The sequence below is a fragment of the Rhodobacter xanthinilyticus genome, from assembly GCF_001856665.1.
In the GTDB taxonomy this organism is placed as follows: Bacteria; Pseudomonadota; Alphaproteobacteria; order Rhodobacterales; family Rhodobacteraceae; genus Rhodobacter; species Rhodobacter xanthinilyticus.
The window spans coordinates 2866928-2884992 of the sequence record NZ_CP017781.1; the positions used below are offsets into that span (position 1 = coordinate 2866928).

Here is an 18065-nt window from a genome sequence, read left to right on the forward strand (position 1 = left end):
TTTTTCATGGCTCAGTTGTCTTCGCCGAAACGGTTGGCGACCAGCGCCTCGAGCGCCGCGCTGAGCGCCTCGGCCTCGGCGCCGCTCGTCGAGACATGGATCGAGGTGCCCCGCGAGGCGGCGAGCATCAGCAGCCCCATGATCGAATCGCCCGAGACCCGCATCCCGTCCTTCTCGACCTCGGCCCGCGCATCGAACCGCTCCACCACCTCGACAAAGCGCGCCGAGGCCCGGGCATGCAGGCCCTTCTCATTCACAATCCGCAATTCTTTAGACGTCATGACTTCGCGTCGATCCCGTTGGCCGTATAGCTGTTGATATATTTGCGACCGGCATCGAGCGCCGCCTCGACCGCCGCATGGACGCCTAGGCTGCGCGATTTCGCAAGTTTGATCAACAGCGGCAGATTGGCCCCGTAGATGATTTCGCGTTCACAAGACTTGCAGGCGAGCAGGCTCAGGTTCGAGGGCGAGCCGCCGAACAGATCGGTGACCACCACGACCCCGTCGCCGCTATCGACCTGATCGGCCGCGGCGCGGATCTCTTCCTGCTTTTCGGCACGGTCGTGATCGTTCTCGATCGTGATCGCGCGAATCCCTTCCTGCGGGCCGACCACATGCTCGACCGCGGCGAGATATTCGCGCGCCAACCCCCCGTGTGCCACGATCACGATCCCGATCACGCGCCAAACACCCCTTTCACCGCCGGCAGGCCCTGCCCCCGCCGCTCCAGTTCCCTGTGCCGTTTTGACACCTGCCAACCCGCCTCCGCAAGCGCTTTGGCGACGGCTTCCGTTACGGCAACCGACCGATGTTGCCCGCCGGTGCAGCCAAAGCCGACCGACAGGTGACTCTTGCCTTCCTCGACATGCGCGGGCAGCAGAAAACACAACAAATCCCGCACCTTGGAGATGAATTCCAGGTAGCGCGGATCGCCTTCGACGTGCGCCGCCACGGCCCCGTCGAGGCCGGTCAGCGGTCGCAGCGCCGCCACCCAATGCGGGTTCGCGAGAAAGCGGCAATCGAACATCATGTCGAGCCCGCGCGGCACGCCGCGCTTGTAGCTGAAACTGTGCAGCGAGACCGCGAGCCGCGCGATCTTGCCCATGTCGAACCATTGCGCGAGCTCGGCGCGCAGATCATGCGGGCTCATCCCCGAGGTCTCGATCAGGACATCGGCGCGCACCCGCACCGGCGCGAGAATGTCGATCTCCTGGGTGATGCCGGCGAGCGGCGTATCGGAGGGCGCGAGCGGATGGCGCCGCCGGGTCTCGGAATAGCGCCGCACCAGCACGTCGGGGCTCGCATCGAGATAGAGCACCTCGAGCCGCAGCTCGGGCACCCGCGTCAGCCGGTCGATCAGCTCGATCAACCCGGTCGCGGAGAAATCGCGGTTGCGCACATCGAGCCCGAGCGCGAGCGGCTGCGCCAGCGGCCCGTCGAGCAGCCGCGGGATCAGGCTCATCGGCAGGTTGTCGATCGTCTCGTAGCCGAGATCCTCGAGCGCATCGATCGCGGTCGAGCGGCCAGCCCCCGACGGGCCGGTCACCAGAACGACCCGGTGCCCCCCCTGCGGCGCGGCTTTGCCCTCAGCACTCAAGCGACTCTCCCACCCTTCAGCCATTGCAGGATTGCGACCTCAAGATGACCATGTTGCAGGCGCAGCACAAGGGGGATGCACCTATCCAAAAGGACAGTTTGGCGCAGCGGTGGTAAACGTTCGGTTTCGATCTGCGCGAGATCGACGACAAGTTTCACCTCGGCCTGCGGCAGCGCCTCGGCGCCAAGCAGACCGACGCCGCGCGCCTCGATCATCCCGGAAATTGCGGGCGGCGCCGAGGCGATCAGCGCCACGCCCGCGCCGCGCAGCTCCACCTGGTCATCGGCCACGAGATGGGCGCCCAGCGCCATCAGCCCGAGCGCAAGCTGCGACTTGCCCGCGCCCGAGGGCCCGAGGATCAACACCGCGCGCCCCGGGTCGAGCGCGACACAGCTCGCATGGAGCCGCAGCGGCGCCATCTCAGATCGGCAGGCCGACGACAAAGCGCGCGCCGAGCGGCTCGGAGGTGATATCGGCATCCGTCGGGCGGATATTCTCGGCCCAGATCACCCCGCCATGCGCCTCGACGATCTGTTTCGAGATCGCGAGCCCGAGGCCCGAATGATCGCCGAACTGGCCCTCCGGGCGCTCCGAATAGAAGCGCTTGAAGACCTTGGTCAGCGCCTCCTCGGGGATCCCCGGCCCGGTATCCTCGACCACGACCAGCACCCGGTTGTCGCGCCGCCGCGCCCAGACCCGCACCGCATCGCCCTCTTCGCAGAAGGAGATCGCATTGGTGATCAGGTTGACGAAAACCTGCGCGAGCCGCCCCTCGAGGCCGGTGATCATGATCGGCTGCGAGGGCAGGTCGATGATGAATTCGACCCCCTTCTCGCCCGCCTGCTTGCCCAGATAATCGGCCAGATTGCCGACCATCTTGAGCAGGTCGAAATGCTCCTCCTCCTCCTTCACCAGCTCGCTGTCGAGCCGCGAGGCGTTGGAGATGTCGCTGACCAGCCGGTCGAGGCGCTTCACATCATGGTCGATGACCTCGAGCAGCCGCGCGCGGTGATCGTCGCGCTTGACGACATGCAGCGAGGCCACCGCCGAGCGCAGGCTGGCGAGCGGGTTCTTGATCTCATGGGCGACATCGGCGGCGAATTGTTCGTTCGCGTCGATCCGATCGTAAAGCGCCGTCACCATGCCGCGCAGCGCGCCCGAGAGGCGGCCGATCTCGTCGGGCCGCGCGGTCAGATCGGGGATCCGCACCCGGCTCGGGCTCATCTTGCGGGCGTTCTTCTCCTGGCCGATCTCGGCCGCGGCGGCGAGCTCGGAGAGCGGGTTCGCGATCGTCGAGGCGAGCACCAGGCTCAGCCCGATCGAGACGATGATCGCGATCACGAACATCTGCAAGACCTGCTCGCGCTCGACCCGCACGAGCTGGTCGATCTCGCCCGCCTCGGAGGTCAGCGCGAGAATGCCGACCAGCTGATCGCCCTGATAAACCCCTGTCACGACAGAGAAAATCGTCGCCCCGTCGGAATCGCGGCGGGTGTCGATATGGGTCTCGCCATCAGCCATCTTCGGCAGGAGCGAGGTCGCGATCCGCTTGGCGTCATAGACCGCGTCTTTCTCCGGCTCATCGCGCACGACCTTCGAGATCCGGTCCCAGATGCCGTTGAGCAGGTCGGTGATCAGCGTCGAGCGATGATCGATCTGCAGCCCGTCGACCCGCTCGCGCGGCGAGGCGGGCACCTCGGAGGAGCTCAGCAGCATCGCCCCGCGCGGATCGAAGACATAAAGATGCGTGCCCGTGGGCAGTTCGATGCCGGCGAGCGTATCGGGCAGGTCGATCCCGTCGCCGGCCGCGAAATTCACCGGCGCCGATTTCGGCAGCCGCGCCTCGAAGACATCGGCGATCAGCTCCGCCTCGTTCACGATCGCGCTTTCGCGCTGGAACACGAGGCTGTCGCGGAACGGGTTGAGATAGAGCACCCCCGCCACCATCATCACCATCGCAACGAGGTTGAAGATGATGATCTTGCGCGCCAGCGGCGAGCGGTTGAGCGAAATCAGCCCCCGCCGCGCGCGCCGCGGCTTGAGCGCCTCCCCCTCCGAGGTCTCGGCGCCGGTCATCCAGTCCTCGCCCAGCAGAACCCCGGGCTCGGGCTTGCGCGGGCGGCTCAGCCCTATACGCCCCGCAGCACTCATTCCTCGTTGTAACGATAGCCGATGCCGTAAAGCGTTTCGATCGCCGAGAAATCGTCGTCAGCCGCGCGCATCTTCTTGCGCAACCGCTTGATATGGCTGTCGATCGTGCGGTCGTCGACATAGACCTGATCGTCATAGGCCACGTCCATCAGCTGATCGCGCGATTTCACGAAGCCCGGGCGCTGCGCGAGCGCCTGCAGGAGCAGGAATTCGGTCACCGTCAGCGTCACATCGCGGCCCTTCCAGGTCACCGCATGGCGCAGCGGGTCCATCGTCAGCGCCCCGCGCACGATCACCTTGGTCTCGTCGGTGGTCGGCGCCTCGCCCGTCGAGATCGCCTCCTGCCGGCGCAACAGCGCCCGGATCCGCTCGACCAGCAGCCGCTGCGAGAACGGCTTTTTCACATAATCGTCGGCGCCCATCCGCAGGCCCAGAACCTCGTCGATCTCGTCATCCTTCGAGGTCAGGAAGATCACCGGCATCGAGGTCTTCTGGCGCAGCCGCTGCAGAAGCTCCATCCCGTCCATCCGCGGCATCTTGATATCGAGCACGGCCATGTCCGGCAGGCGCTTGTTGAACGCATCGAGCGCCGCCTGCCCGTCGTTGTAGGTCTCGACCTCGTAACCTTCCGCTTCCAGCGTCATCGAGACGGAGGTAAGAATGTTGCGGTCGTCATCGACCAGCGCAATCCTGGACATATCTGGCACCCTCTAACTGCTCGTTATGTTGTTTTGACCCATTCTCCGCTTTCCGAGTCGCGGAATCAACCGCGATGTGCGAATCACCCGGCCTCACGGATTCAGGAGAGGCGAAAAAACCGAAGGTTTGACTAATTTGCCGCACCTTCGGCGCCAACATTCCCAAAAAAACACTTGGTTGCGCTAACTGCGGCAAAGCGTTCTGTTCCTTCGCCAAATCGTCATGTTATAGGGGCGCCACTTGGGCGGAAGTGCTCCGCCCCGGTCGGTATTCCAATGGCGCGGGATGCCGGGAGGAACCCAAGGAAAGCCGCTCGGCGGCATCGGGAGCTACAGATGATCATCGGACGCGTGAACCCGGCGAAACGCCTGGAAGATCAGGGCATCACTGGTCTGGGCAATGTCTATTACAACCTTCTCGAGCCCGCGCTGATCGAAGCGGCGCTCAAGCGCAATGAAGGCACGCTTGGCAAGGGCGGCGCGTTCTACTGCTCGACCGGCGCCCATACCGGCCGCTCGCCGAAAGACAAGTTCGTGGTCCGCACCGCTTCGGTCGAAGACACGATCTGGTGGGAAAACAACAAGCCGATGGATCCGGCCAAGTTCGATGTGCTGCATGCCGACATGCTCGAGCACATGAAGGGCAAGGATTACTTCGTGCAGGATCTCTTCGGCGGCGCCGATCCCGAGCACCGCCTCGACGTGCGCGTGGTGACCGAGCTCGCCTGGCATGGCCTGTTCATCCGCACCATGCTGCGCCGCCCCGACCGCGCCGAGCTCGACACCTTCGCCCCCGAGTGGACGATCATCAACTGCCCCTCGTTCAAGGCCGACCCGGAACGCCACGGCTGCCGCACCGAGACCGTCATCGCGCTCAACTTCGATCGTAAGATGATCCTGATCGGCAACACCGCCTATGCCGGCGAGAACAAGAAGGGCGTGTTCACGCTGCTGAACTACATCCTCCCCGGCAAGGGCATCATGGCGATGCATTGCTCGGCCAACCACGCCATCGGCAACCCCGACGATTCGGCGGTGTTCTTCGGGCTCTCGGGCACCGGCAAGACCACCCTCTCGGCCGACCCCTCGCGGATCCTGATCGGCGATGACGAACACGGCTGGTCGGAAAAGGGCATCTTCAACTTCGAGGGCGGCTGCTACGCCAAGACCATCAACCTCTCGAAGGAAGCCGAGCCGGAAATCTACGCGACCTGCTCGATGTTCGGCACCGTCGTCGAAAACATGGTCTATGACGAGGAAACCCTCGAGCTCGACTTCTTCGACAACTCGCTGACCGACAACATGCGCTGCGCCTATCCGCTGCATTACATCTCGAATGCCTCGGAAACCGCGCTCGGCGGCGCGCCCAAGAACGTGATCATGCTGACCTGCGACGCCTATGGCGTGCTGCCGCCGATCGCGCGTCTGACGCCCGCCCAGGCGATGTATCACTTCCTCTCGGGCTTCACCTCGAAGACCCCGGGCACCGAAGTGGGCGTGACCGAGCCGCTGCCGACCTTCTCGACCTGCTTCGGCGCGCCCTTCATGCCGCGTCGCCCCGAGGTCTATGGCAAACTGCTGCAAGAGAAGATCCTCGCGCAGGGCGCCTCGTGCTGGCTCGTCAACACCGGCTGGACCGGCGGCGCCTTCGGCACCGGCAAGCGGATGCCGATCAAGGCCACCCGCGCGCTGCTGACCGCCGCGCTCGACGGCTCGCTCCATGATGTCGAGTTCCGCAAGGACGAAAACTTCGGCTTCGAAGTGCCGGTCTCGGTGCCGGGCGTCGATGCCGTCCTGCTGAACCCGCGCGACACCTGGGCCGACAAGGCCGCCTTCGACGCGCAGGCCGCGAAACTCGTGAAGATGTTCTCGGAAAACTTCGCGCAATACATGCCCTATATCGACGAAGACGTGAAAGCCGCCGCGATCGGCTGAACACGCGCCCCGATTGGACAGTGACCCGCGAGGGGCCGGATCTTCCGGCCCCTTTGCTTTTGCGCCGGGCTGCACCAGATTGGGCCCATGCATCTGCACGGCCTGCCCCTGATCTTGCTGCTTGGCCTCCTCGGCGCGCTGGCCGTGGCGGGGCTGACGCTGCTCTCGGCGCGGCTCTCGCATCCCCGCCCCGCCGGGCCCTTCGCGCCCTCCCATGCCCTGCCGCCCCCCGCGGGAAGCCGCCTCGCCGCCGCCTTCGCGCCCCGCCTCGCCGCCGAGCCGGGGCTCACCGCGGTGCATCTGCTGCTCGACCCGCTCGATGCGCTCGCCGCCCGGCTCGAGCTGATCGAGGCGGCCGAAAGCTCGGTCGATCTGCAATATTACATCTGGCAGGACGATACCGCCGGGGCGCTGATGCTGGGCGCGCTGCGCAGGGCGGCGGCGCGTGGCGTGCGGGTGCGGATGCTGATCGACGACAACGGCACCCACGGCCTCGATGACACGCTCAGCACGCTGGAATCGCTCGAGAATTTCGACATCCGGCTGTTCAACCCCTTCCCGCTGCGGCGCGCCCGCTGGCTGGGCTATCTCGCCGATTTCCACCGCCTGAACCGGCGCATGCACAACAAGGCGATGGTGGTCGACGGCGCGCTCGCGGTGCTCGGCGGGCGGAATATCGGCGATGAATATTTCAACCGCTTCGCCCCCACCGGCCTCTACATGGACCTCGACCTGATGGCCGCCGGCCCGATCGTGCCGCAGGTCGCCGCGCAGTTCGACCTCTACTGGAACTCGGCGCTCTCGATCCCGGTGGCGGCGCTGCTCGCCCCCCTCGCGCCCGACCGCGCCGAAGCCTGCCTTGCCGCCCAGGCCGCCCGCCTCGCCACACCGGAGGCGCGCGATTACGCCCGCGCGCTCGCCGCCCCCGACATGCCGCTCCTCTCCCCCGATCTGACGCTCAGCTTCGGCCCCGCGACGCTCCTCTTCGACCCGCCCGAGAAGATCACCGGCCCGATCGCCGCGCGCCGGATGCTCTGGGCACGGCTCTTACGCGCGCTCGGCCAGCCGCGCGAGGAACTGGTGCTGATCTCGCCCTATCTGGTGCCCACCCGCGCGGGCGTGCGCGTGCTCGGGCGCTATGCGAAAGCCGGGGTGAAGGTGCGGCTCTTCACCAACAGCTTCGCCGCCTCCGATGTGCCGCTCGTCCATTCGGGCTATGCCCACCGGCGCCGGCCGCTGCTCAAACGCGGGGTGGAGATCTGGGAATTTGCCCCCGACGCCGAGATCCGCCACCCGCCCGCGAGCTTCCTGCGCCCGCGCCTGCGCGGCACCGCGCCATTTGCCCGCAACAAGCTCCACGCCAAGGTCTTCATCACCGATCGCGCGCGGATCTTCATCGGCTCGTTCAACTTCGACCCGCGCTCGATGCGGCTCAACACCGAGCTCGGCCTCGTGCTCGAGAACCCGGTGATCGCGGCGAAGATGGCCTCGGCGTTTGAGGGCTATATCCCGGCGCGCGCCTGGGCGCTCAAGCTCGACCGGGAGGGCAAGATCACCTGGTGCCGCGCGGGCGAGGCGCCGACCCGGCGCGAGCCGGGCACCGGCTTTTGGTCGGGCGTGGCGCTGGGGCTCGCCAAGCGCCTGCCGATCGAATGGATGCTCTGAGCCTTACTTGCGGGTCCGCTTGACCTTGCGCGCCACGCCGCGCTCGCGCGCCTTGACGGCGGCGAGCTTGCGCCCGCGCCGGAAGGGTTTCTTGCCCCCCTTGCCCGGCCCCGGCATCGCCGCGCCCTCGATCTCGAGCAACTCGAGCTCGAGCCCGCCGGTCACCGGCACCGCCTCCTTGAGCCGCACCAGAACCCGCAGGCCCACCCCCACCACCATCCCGGTATCGGCGCCGATCAGCTGCTGCGCCTCGCGGTCATAATGGAAGAACTCGCGCCCGATCTCGCGGATCGGGATCAGCCCGTCGGCGCCGGTCTCGTCGAGCCGCACGAAGGCGCCGAATTTCTGCACCCCCGAGATCCGGCCGGAAAACTCCGAGCCCACCCGGTCGCTCAAGTAAGCGGCGAGATAGCGGTCGGTCGTGTCGCGCTCGGCCGCCATCGAACGGCGCTCGGTCTCCGAGATATGCTTGGCGGTTTCCTCAAGCACTTCAATCTCTTGCGGCGAGAGCCCGTCCTTGCCCCAATGATGCCCGAGGATCAGCGCGCGGTGCACGACGAGATCCGAATAGCGCCGGATGGGCGAGGTGAAATGCGCGTAAGAGCGCAGCGCGAGCCCGAAATGCCCGAGGTTTTGCGGCGCGTAATAGGCCTGCGTCATGGTGCGCAGGGTCGACATGTTGATCAGCTCGTCGAACTCCGAGCCCTCCGCCTGATCGAGCAGATAGTTGAGCTGCGAGGTGCGCAATACCTGGCCTTTGGGCAGGGTGAAGCCCGAGGCCTGCGCCACCTCGCGCAGCGCCTCGAGCTTGTCGGGGCTGGGCTCCTCATGGACGCGGTAGAGAAGCGGCCGGCGCAGCTTCTCGAGCTCCTCGGCGGCCGCGACATTGGCCAGCACCATGAATTCCTCGATCAGCCGATGCGCATCGAGCCGTTCCTTGAACCGCACCGAGGCGACCTTGCCCTCCTCGCTGATCACGATCTGCCGCTCGGGCAGGTCGAGCTCGAGCGGCTGGCGCCGCGCACGGGCCCGCGAGAGCGCCGCATAGGCGTCATAGATCGGCGCGATCACCTCCTCGAGGAGCGGCGCGGTCTTGGCGTCCGGGCGGCCCTCATGGGCCTCTTGCACCTGCGCATATTCGAGCGAGCCGCGCGAGCGGATGATCCCGCGGGTGAAGCGATGCGAGAGCTTGGTGCCATCGGCGTCGAGCTTCATCCGCACCGCGAGAACCGCGCGGTTCACATGTTCATGCAGCGAGCACAGATCGCCCGAGAGCCGGTCGGGCAGCATCGGCACGACGCGGTCGGGGAAATAGGTCGAGTTGCCGCGCTTGCGCGCCTCGCGGTCGAGCGCCGAGCCCGGGCGGACGTAATGGGCGACATCGGCGATCGCGACCCAGAGGATCAGCCCGTCGGGGTTGGCCGGATCATCGTCATAGGTCACGAGGCAGGCGTCATCGCGGTCGCGCGCATCGGCCGGGTCGATGGTGACGAAGGGCAGCTCGGTCAGATCCTCGCGCCCGTCAAAGCCCGCGGGCACGGCGGCGTCGGCCTCGGCCACCACCTCATCAGGGAAATCGTCGGGGATATTGTGCTGATGGATCGCGATCAGGGAGACCGCGCGCGGCGCGGTCGGGTCGCCGAGGCGCTCGATCACCCGCGCGCGCGGCAGGCCGAGGCGGGTCTTCGGCCCGGCCTGTTCGGCCTCGACGAGCTCGCCATCGCGCGCCTCGAGCGTGGCGCCGGCCGCGATCAGCCATTCCTTCTGGTCGCCCTTGTCGATCGGCACGATCCGCCCGCCCTCGGCGCTCTTGCGGAAGATGCCGACGATGCGGTGCTGCGCGACGCCGATCTTGCGGATCGGGCGCGCCTCATAGCCGTAGCCCTCGCCCTCGACCTCGGTCAGCCGCGCAAGCAGCCGGTCGCCCTCGCCGAGCGCCGCATCGCCCGCCTTCGGGATCACCAGGATCACCGGCTCGGGCCCCTCGCCCTCCCATTCGAGCGCGCGCGCCCACAGATCGCCCTGGCTGTCGGGGCGCAGGATCTGCAGCACGGCGACCGGCGGGAGCTTGTTGTCGAGCGTATAGCTGCGGCGCGGGCGGCGGGCGATCTGGCCCTCCTCGGAGAGCTCGCGCAGCATGCGCTTGAGCTCGATCTTGGCCGCGCCCTTGATGCCGAAGGCTTTGGCGATATCGCGTTTGGCGCCGGCGCCGGGGTTATCGGCGAGCCAGGCGAGGATCTGGTCTTTGGTGGGCAATTGGTTCATGGCCCTGCCTAGCACGGGCGGCGGGGCGCGTCACGGGGGAAGCAGCGGGGCTCTGCCCCGCACCCCGGGATATTTGGGGCAAGATGAAAGGTCAGAGCGGGCGGCGCATGTCGCGGTGCGGGATGCCGGCATCGTCATAGACGGGGCCGAAGGCGACAAAGCCGAGCTTTTCATAGAAGGGTATCGCCTGGAGCTGCGCGCCGAGTTGCGCCTCGGTGCAGCCCGCTTGGGCGAGGCGCGCGCAGCCTGCTTCGATCAGCGCCGCGCCGAGGCCGGTGCCGCGCGCGCGCCGCGCCACGCAGACCCGGCCGATCTTGCCCAGCGCGCCCTGGATGAAGAGCCGCGCGGTGCCGAGGGGGTCGGCGCCGTCGCGGGCGAGAAGATGCACCGCCGCGCTGTCGAGATCATCCCATTCCTCGGCCTCGGCGATGCCCTGTTCCTCGATGAACACCGCGCGGCGCAGCGCATGGCAGGCGGCGAGGTCTTGCGTCTCCTCGATCATGCGAAGAACGCCCGAAGCGCGCGGGCATAGATCGCCTTGAGCTGGTGGATATGGGCGATCTCGACGCGTTCATCGACCTTGTGCATGGTCTGGCCGACGAGGCCGAATTCGAGCACCGGGCAATGGTCCTTGACGAAGCGCGCGTCCGAGGTGCCGCCGGTGGTGGAGAGCTCGGGGCGCAGGCCGGTCTCGGCCTCGACGGCGGCGGCGACGAGCGCGACGAACGCGCCCGGCGGCGTGACGAAGCTCTCGCCCGAGATTTCCGAGCGCAGCGTGAGCCGCACGCCGGTTTCGGCCTCGATCCGCGCCGCGAGCCCCTCGCCCCAGGCCACGAGCCCCGCGCCGCTATGGGCATCGTTGAAGCGGATATTGACCGTCGCCGTGGCCCGAGCCGGGATCACGTTATTGGCCGGGTTGGCGCAATCGATCGTGGTGATCTGCAGGCTCGAGGGCTCGAAATGCGCGGTGCCCTGATCGAGCGGCGCAGCGGTCATCTCGCCCAGGAGCCGGGTGAGCGCATGGAGCGGGTTCTTCGCCCGGTGCGGATAGGCCGCGTGCCCCTGCACCCCCTCGGCCTCGATATAGAAGGTCATCGAGCCGCGCCGGCCGATCTTCATCATCTCGCCCATCCGCTCGGGGCAGGTCGGCTCGCCCACGAGACAGACCGACATCGCCTCGCCCTCGGCCGCCATCCAGTCGAGCAGCGCGCGCGTGCCGTCGCGGCCCGGGCCCTCTTCATCGCCGGTGATGGTCAGGATCACCGCGCCCTCAGGCGGGGTCTCACGCACGAAATCCACCGCCGCCGCGACAAAGGCCGCCACGCCCGATTTCATGTCGCTCGCGCCGCGGCCCCAGATCTGGCCCTCGGCGATCTCGGCGCCGAACGGGTCGCGGCTCCAGGCGGCGACATCGCCCACCGGCACGACATCGGTATGGCCGTTGAAGCCGAAGCTGCGCGCGCCCTTCGCCCCCCAGCGCGCGAAGAGGTTGGGCACGCCGTTGCGATCGACCCGGGTGCAGGCGAACCCGGCCTCGCCCAGCACCCGCGCGAGAAGCTCGAGCGCGCCGCCCTCGACGGGCGTGACACTCGGGCAGCGGATCAGCGCGGCGGTCAGCGCGACCGGATCAATCGGGGCATGGGTCATCTGCGGCTCCTTGCGGCTTTCGCGCAGGATTAGCGCCCCCCGCGCCGCCCGTCGAGCCCCCTTCCCCGGCGTCAGGTGTTGCAGCCCGGTCACCGCCCGGCCCAAGCCCGTTTGTGGCGAAAATTTGTCTTTATTCTCAAGGGCGCCCCGGCTACTGTGGGGAAAATAACGTCCTGAGGCAGGGCAACACGAGCAGGGTCAACGCACCCACCCGGATTTGCGGGCCACCGGCCCGACACGAGCGCCCTCTTCGGGGGCGCCGGTCGTGATTGCGCTGCCTCCAACGCGGGAGGCGAGAATGCCCTGGGCATCGGAGCTGAGCTACAACACGAGCGCTTCGGCGCTGCAGATGGCCAACACCATCTTCGGCGATGGCGTGACCGTGGTCGGCGCTTCCTACACCGGCGACGCGCGCTCCTCGGCGATCTATTCGCGCGGCGATGCGCTCTCGCCCGAGGCCACGCCCTCGAACACCGGGGTGATCCTCTCCACCGGCTATGCGACGAGCTTCACCAATTCCTTTGGCGATGTGAACACCTCGACGAACACCTCGACCAACACCTCCGGCGTCAACAACAACGCCGATTTCAACGCGATCGCCGGCACCACCACCTATGACGCCGCCTGGCTCGATGTGGATTTCATCCCCACCGGCGACACGATGACCGTCTCCTTCACCTTCGCCTCGGAGGAATATCCCGAGTATATCAACTCGATCTACAACGATATCGTCGGCGTCTGGGTGAACGGGAGCTACGTCGAACTGGCCGCCGGCAACGGCAATACCTCGGTCATCAACGTCAACAGCCAGAACAACGAAAACCTTTACATTTCAAACACCTCGGATAGCTACAACACCGAGATGGACGGCTTCACCGTGACCATGTCGCTGACCTTCCCGGTCAATGTCGGCGTGGTCAATTCGATCCGCATCGGCATCGCCGACACCTCGGATTCGAACTACGATTCGAACATCCTGATCGCGGGCGACAGCATCCAGACCGTGCTGATCGCCGCCGATGACGTGGCCAATGTCGCCCCGGGCGAGGCGCGCACGATCGACGTGCTCGCCAACGACCACAGCGGCACGAACGGCACGCTGACGATCACCCATATCAACGGCGTCGCCGTTACCGCGGGCCAGACGGTGACGCTTGCCTCGGGCGAACAGGTCACCCTCAACCCCGATGGCACGCTCACGGTCCTCACCGATGCCGAGGAAGAGACCGTCAACTTCACCTATGAAATCTCCGATGGCGCGGGCCATACCGATGTCGGTTTCGTCACCGTCAACGTGGTGCCCTGTTTCACCGCCGGCACCCGCATCGCCACCCCCGAGGGCCCCCGCGCCGTCGAGGATCTGCGCCCGGGCGATCTCGTCTTCACCCAGGACGACGGCGCGCAGCCGCTGCGCTGGGTCGGGCGGCACCGCGTCCGCGCGACGGGCGATTTCGCCCCGATCCGCATCGAGGCCGATACGTTTGGCCGACATGATGTGCTCACCGTCTCGCCCCAACACCGGATCTTGATGCGCGACGCGCTGGCGGAGCTGATGTTCGGCGAGGCCGAGGTGCTGGTCGCGGCCAAACATCTCGTCGATGGCGCCCGCGTGCGCGTCGTCGAGGGCGGCGAGGTCGAGTATTTCCACCTGCTCTTCGACCGCCATCAGGTGATCTTCTCCGAGGGGCTCGCGACCGAGAGCTTCCTGCCCGGGCCGCAGGTGCTGGGCGGGCTCGAGGCCGCCTGCCAGGCCGAAATCTGCGCGCTCTTCCCCGAGCTCGACCCGGCGACCGGCACGGGCTTCGCCCCCGCCGCGCGGCGGATGCTGAAGGGCTACGAGGCGCGCCTCTTGCGCGAGCGCGCGGCATGAGCGGCGCCCAACACGGCTGGTTCGCCGCCTATCTGCCCCATCACGGCCGGGTCGAGTTCGATCAGGCGCGGGTGCCGGGCCAGCTCGCCCAGGGCAGCCTCTTGCTCGAATTCACCCTCACCCGTGGCGAAACCGGCCCGCTCGAACTCTTCGACCTCACCGCGCCGGGCGCGGGCGCCGACCGGCTCGCGCTCACCCTCGATCGCGAGGGGCTGATCCGCCTCGAGATCCGCCGCGGCGCGGCCTTCCATGCGCTCTCGATCGACGCCAGCGCCGATTGCGCCGAGGGCGGGCCGATGCGGCTGAGTTGGCGGTGGGATTGCATCGCGGGCGAGAGCCTTTTGACCCTCGAGGCGCTCGAGCGCGGCACGCTGCGCCAACGCGCCGCCCCCGCCCCCGTCGCGCTCGCCCGCGCCGATCTCGAGACGCTGGCCGAGGGCCGCGCGCCGGCGCGGATCGGGCCGCGGGTCGAATGGCTGGCGGTCGGCGCGCATCTGCATCCGGCGGGGCCCGCGGCCTGTTTCGCGCCCTCGACGCCGCTTCTGACGCCCACCGGCTGGCGCCCGGCGGGCAATCTGCGCGCGGGCGATCTCGTGGAGACGGTGGATGCGGGCGCGCAGCCGGTGCTCTGGTCGGGGCGGATCGCGCTGCCCGCGCTCGGGCATCTGCGCCCGGTGCGGCTCTGCGCGCCGAGCTTCGGCGCGAGCCGCGATCTGTGGGTTCTGCCGCAGCACCGCATCGCGCTCTCGGGGCCCACGGTCGATTATCTCTTCGGCGAGGATGAGGTGCTCGTCGAGGCGCGCCACCTCGTCGACGGCTGCACCGCGCTGCAACCCGATCGCCCCAATGTGCTCGGCTGGCAGGGCGTTTTGCTCGAGGGCCATCACCTGCTGATCGCCGACGGCTGCCGCCTCGAAAGCCTGAACGCCGGCCGCCTCGCGCGCCAGCCCGCGCTCGCCGCGACGACCGCGCTCGCCGATCTCGCCGCGCTCGGCGCCCTGCCCGAGCACCGCAGCCCGGTGCGCCGCGTTCTGGAGGGGTTCGAGACCCGATCTCTCGCCGCCGCCCGCAGCCGCAGCCGAAGTCCGGTCGCCGCCTGAGTCAAACCGGCGCGACATATTCGGTCACATTTATACCACCGCGCGAATTTTTATTGCGCTGCGCCTGCGAAGGCCCTAAGCACGGGGCAACCGCAAGAAGGATACCGATTCATGGCGCATGATGGGGCTCAAATGACCGACGTTCACATGACCGACCTGCTGGCTCTGACCGAAGCCGTGCTGCCCGAAGTGGCGAAACTGACCGATGACGCGACCGCCGCCTTGCGCGCGCGCGTGACGCGCGACGGCAAGGTTTCGGGCGCGGCGCTCGAGGAGCATCAATTCGCCGCCCATGCGCTCTCGTGGCTTGCGACCTACAACCAGTCGCTGATGCAGCTGCGCGGCTGGGCGGGCCGGGTGGCCGAGGCCGGCGCCTTCGGCCCGATGGAGAGCCTGATCCTGCAGATCGGCTTTGGCGAATACCTCAACCAGATCGCCGGCGGCATCCCGATGAGCCAGACCGAGGTCGCGCGCCTCGCCGATCTCGGCGTGAGCTGGGCGCCATCCACGGCGGCGCAAAAACTGATGGCCGAGGGCAACACCGCCGCCGCGCGGATGGCGCTCGTGGCCTGCATGCGCGACAATCAGGGCCGCGCGCTCTTTGGCGCCTCGGGCCTCGACGAAGATCTCGAGATGATCCGCGACCAGTTCCACCGCTATGCCGAGGAACGCGTGATCCCGAACGCCCATGAATGGCACCTCAAGGACGAGCTGATCCCGATGGAGATCATCGAGGAGCTCGCCGAGCTGGGCGTCTTCGGCCTGACGATCCCCGAGGAATACGGCGGGCTCGGCCTCTCGAAAGCCTCGATGGTGGTGGTCACCGAAGAGCTCTCGCGCGGCTATATCGGCGTGGGCTCGCTCGGCACGCGCTCGGAGATCGCCGCCGAGCTGATCCTGTGCGGCGGCACCGAGGAGCAAAAAGCCAAATGGCTTCCGGGGCTTGCGAGCGGCGAGATCCTCTCGACCGCGGTCTTCACCGAGCCCAACACCGGCTCCGACCTCGGCAGCTTGCGCACCCGCGCGGTCAAGGACGGCGAGGATTGGGTCGTGACCGGCAACAAGACCTGGATCACCCACGCCCAGCGCACCCATGTGATGACGCTGCTCGCGCGCACCGAGCCCGACACCACCGATTGGCGCGGCCTGTCGATGTTCCTGGCCGAAAAGACCCCGGGCACCGATGACAACCCCTTCCCGACGCCGGGCATGACCGGCGGCGAGATCGAGGTTCTCGGCTATCGCGGCATGAAGGAATATGAGCTCGGCTTCGACGGCTTCCGCATCAAGGGCGAGAACCTCCTGGGCGGCGAGACCGGCAAGGGCTTCAAACAGCTCATGGAAACCTTCGAATCGGCGCGCATCCAGACCGCCGCCCGCGCCGTCGGCGTGGCGCAGGCCGCCTGCGAGATCGGCATGCAATATGCCATCGACCGCAAGCAATTCGGCAAATCGCTGATCGAATTCCCGCGCGTCGCCGGCAAGCTCGCGATGATGGCGGTCGAGATCATGATCGCGCGCCAGCTCACCTATTTCTCCGCCTGGGAGAAGGACCACGGCGAGCGCTGCGATGTCGAGGCGGGTATGGCGAAGCTGCTCGGCGCGCGCGTGGCCTGGTCGAGCGCGGATAACGCGCTGCAGATCCACGGCGGCAACGGCTTCGCGCTCGAATATGCGATCTCGCGGATCCTGTGCGATGCGCGCATCCTCAACATCTTCGAGGGCGCGGCCGAGATCCAGGCGCAGGTGATCGCGCGCCGTCTGATCGGCTGAGCGGGCTGAAATCTCCGGCAGCGGGGCCCTTTGGGGCCCCGTTTTGCATTGCGCCCGCGCGTGGTTCCGGCATTCTCGCGCGAAAAGGAGAGCCTGATGATCCGCCCCGCGACCCCCGCCGACGCCCCCGCCTTGGCCGAGATCTATAACGCCGCCGTGCGCGAGACGACCGCGATCTGGAACGACATCGAGGTCGATGCCGAAAACCGGCGGGCGTGGATGGCGGCGCGGGCCGAGGGGGGCTTTCCGGTGCTGGTCTGCGAGGAGGGCGGCGCGGTGCTCGGCTATGCGAGCTATGGGCCGTTTCGCGCCTTTGACGGCTATCGCGCGACGGTCGAACATTCGGTCTATGTGCGCAAGGGCGCGCAGGGCGGCGGGCGCGGGCGCGCGCTGATGGAGGCGCTGATCGCCGAGGCGCGCGCGCGCGGGGCGCATATCATGGTCGCGGCGATCGAGGCGGGGAATGCGGGCTCGATCGCGCTGCATGCGAGCCTCGGCTTCGAGCCGGTGGGGCGGATGCCCGAGGTCGGGCAGAAATTCGGCCGCTGGCTCGATCTCGCGCTGATGCAGCTGCGTCTGGATACCCGCGCTCAGCCCTGACGGGCGATCATCGCGATCAGCCGGTTGCGGGCCTCGGGCAGGGCGCGGCGGTGATGCTCCTCGGCGAAATGGTTGAGGAAATGGCCGGTGAGGCGCAGCCCCGCGCCGATCTCGCCCCAGGTGGCCGGGCCCTGGCCGAGCAGGACCTCCGGCAAGGCCAGGAGCCGCGGCGCCCAGTCGCCCGCGGCCTTGCGGCTGACCGCGCGGCCGGTGCGGGGGCTGACGAAGGCGAGATCCTCGCGCGAGCCGCTCAGCGCGCAGCGGCTCAGGTCGAGCCCGAGGCCGAGCTCGTCGAGGAGCGCGAGCTCCCAGCGCAGATAATCGACCGGCCAGCCCTCGATCGCCGCGCCGATCACGTCGAAAAGCGGCTCGGAGGCGGCGTAGAGGCGCGGATGCGGGTCGCGTTCGGGCAGGGCAAAGCGCAGCATCGCGCAGGTGGCGTTGAGCCCGGCGAGCGCCAGCCGGTCAGAGAGCGCGCCCGCGCGCGAGCGCAGCGGCTCGATGGTGAAGGTGCCCATGTGATCCTCGAGCCGCGCGCGCCAGGAGACCGCAACATGCGAGCCCGGTTGCAGCGTCGCGGCGAGTTTGCGCGAGACGCCGCCGCGCACCAGCCCCGCGTGGCGGCCATGCGCCGCGGTGAAGACCTCGACGATCGCCGAGGTCTCGCCATGTGGGCGGGTGGAGAGGATGGTGCCGCTGTCTTGCCAGTCCATGATGCGCTTGTGATCCGGCCGGGGGTTTTGCACCCCCGGACCCCCGCAG

At 67.8% G+C, this 18065-nt stretch carries 16 protein-coding genes; 6 read left to right on the plus strand and 10 right to left on the minus strand.

All coding sequences use genetic code 11. The features are described from left to right. Window positions 1-11: 11 nt before the first annotated feature. Genes LPB142_RS14020 through LPB142_RS14045 form a run of 6 tightly spaced genes read right to left on the minus strand, consistent with a single transcriptional unit; the run spans window position 12 to window position 4448 of the window. Entirely contained in the window at window positions 12-281 is a 270-nt protein-coding gene (locus LPB142_RS14020) for an HPr family phosphocarrier protein (protein ID WP_068765302.1), read from the minus strand. Continuing rightward, a complete protein-coding gene (locus LPB142_RS14025; protein ID WP_071166724.1) occupies window positions 278-682 on the minus strand; it encodes a PTS sugar transporter subunit IIA in 405 nt (134 codons plus the stop codon). The genes LPB142_RS14020 and LPB142_RS14025 overlap by 4 nt, the downstream gene beginning before the upstream one ends. Further along, entirely contained in the window at window positions 679-1599 is a 921-nt protein-coding gene (gene rapZ / locus LPB142_RS14030; RefSeq protein WP_232230896.1) for an RNase adapter RapZ, read from the minus strand. Before rapZ ends, LPB142_RS14025 begins: the two co-directional genes overlap by 4 nt. After that, window positions 1596-2018, minus strand: coding sequence for an HPr kinase/phosphorylase (locus LPB142_RS14035; RefSeq protein WP_071166726.1), 423 nt, complete (start codon window positions 2016-2018; stop codon window positions 1596-1598). The genes rapZ and LPB142_RS14035 overlap by 4 nt, the downstream gene beginning before the upstream one ends. Before the next feature lies 1 nt (window position 2019). Further along, on the minus strand, window positions 2020-3750 hold the full coding sequence (locus LPB142_RS14040) for a sensor N-terminal transmembrane domain-containing protein (protein ID WP_071166727.1): 1731 nt from the start codon (window positions 3748-3750) through the stop codon (window positions 2020-2022). After that, window positions 3747-4448, minus strand: a complete 702-nt coding sequence (locus tag LPB142_RS14045) for a response regulator transcription factor (protein ID WP_068765307.1) — start codon at window positions 4446-4448, stop codon at window positions 3747-3749. The genes LPB142_RS14040 and LPB142_RS14045 overlap by 4 nt, the downstream gene beginning before the upstream one ends. 336 nt (window positions 4449-4784) lie before the next feature. Here LPB142_RS14045 and LPB142_RS14050 point away from each other — a divergent pair, with 336 nt between their 5' ends. Then, window positions 4785-6383 carry a phosphoenolpyruvate carboxykinase gene (locus tag LPB142_RS14050; protein WP_071166728.1) on the plus strand — a complete coding sequence of 533 codons (1599 nt, stop codon included), beginning with the start codon at window positions 4785-4787 and terminating at the stop codon, window positions 6381-6383. A gap of 87 nt (window positions 6384-6470) precedes the next feature. After that, window positions 6471-8048 (plus strand): phospholipase D-like domain-containing protein, encoded by a 1578-nt coding sequence (locus LPB142_RS14055; protein WP_083392695.1) that lies wholly within the window; start codon window positions 6471-6473, stop codon window positions 8046-8048. 3 nt (window positions 8049-8051) lie between these two features. Here LPB142_RS14055 and rnr read toward each other — a convergent pair whose 3' ends face one another. The 3 genes from rnr to dapE form a co-directional block, all read right to left on the minus strand. Then, a complete protein-coding gene (gene rnr, locus LPB142_RS14060) occupies window positions 8052-10313 on the minus strand; it encodes a ribonuclease R (protein WP_071166729.1) in 2262 nt (753 codons plus the stop codon). Between the two features lie 91 nt (window positions 10314-10404). Beyond that, on the minus strand, window positions 10405-10815 hold the full coding sequence (locus LPB142_RS14065) for a GNAT family N-acetyltransferase (protein ID WP_071166730.1): 411 nt from the start codon (window positions 10813-10815) through the stop codon (window positions 10405-10407). Next, window positions 10812-11960, minus strand: coding sequence for a succinyl-diaminopimelate desuccinylase (gene dapE, locus LPB142_RS14070; protein ID WP_068765529.1), 1149 nt, complete (start codon window positions 11958-11960; stop codon window positions 10812-10814). The genes LPB142_RS14065 and dapE overlap by 4 nt, the downstream gene beginning before the upstream one ends. 298 nt (window positions 11961-12258) lie before the next feature. Between dapE and LPB142_RS14075 the strand changes: the two genes are divergently transcribed. The 4 genes from LPB142_RS14075 to LPB142_RS14090 all read left to right on the plus strand — a co-directional run bounded on the left by LPB142_RS14075 (window position 12259) and on the right by LPB142_RS14090 (window position 17303). After that, window positions 12259-13830 (plus strand): Hint domain-containing protein, encoded by a 1572-nt coding sequence (locus LPB142_RS14075; RefSeq protein WP_071166731.1) that lies wholly within the window; start codon window positions 12259-12261, stop codon window positions 13828-13830. Then, window positions 13827-14930 carry a Hint domain-containing protein gene (locus LPB142_RS14080; RefSeq protein ID WP_071166732.1) on the plus strand — a complete coding sequence of 368 codons (1104 nt, stop codon included), beginning with the start codon at window positions 13827-13829 and terminating at the stop codon, window positions 14928-14930. The genes LPB142_RS14075 and LPB142_RS14080 overlap by 4 nt, the downstream gene beginning before the upstream one ends. Window positions 14931-15041: 111 nt before the next feature. After that, a complete protein-coding gene (locus LPB142_RS14085; protein ID WP_071166733.1) occupies window positions 15042-16703 on the plus strand; it encodes an acyl-CoA dehydrogenase family protein in 1662 nt (553 codons plus the stop codon). A 96-nt stretch (window positions 16704-16799) separates the two neighbouring features. Next, window positions 16800-17303 carry a GNAT family N-acetyltransferase gene (locus LPB142_RS14090; protein WP_068765314.1) on the plus strand — a complete coding sequence of 168 codons (504 nt, stop codon included), beginning with the start codon at window positions 16800-16802 and terminating at the stop codon, window positions 17301-17303. On the opposite strand, the gene recO is transcribed toward LPB142_RS14090, so the two are convergent. Then, window positions 17294-18019: a DNA repair protein RecO gene (recO, locus tag LPB142_RS14095; protein ID WP_197474209.1), complete on the minus strand. Its 726-nt coding sequence runs from the start codon at window positions 18017-18019 to the stop codon at window positions 17294-17296. The genes LPB142_RS14090 and recO overlap by 10 nt on opposite strands. Window positions 18020-18065: the final 46 nt, after the last annotated feature.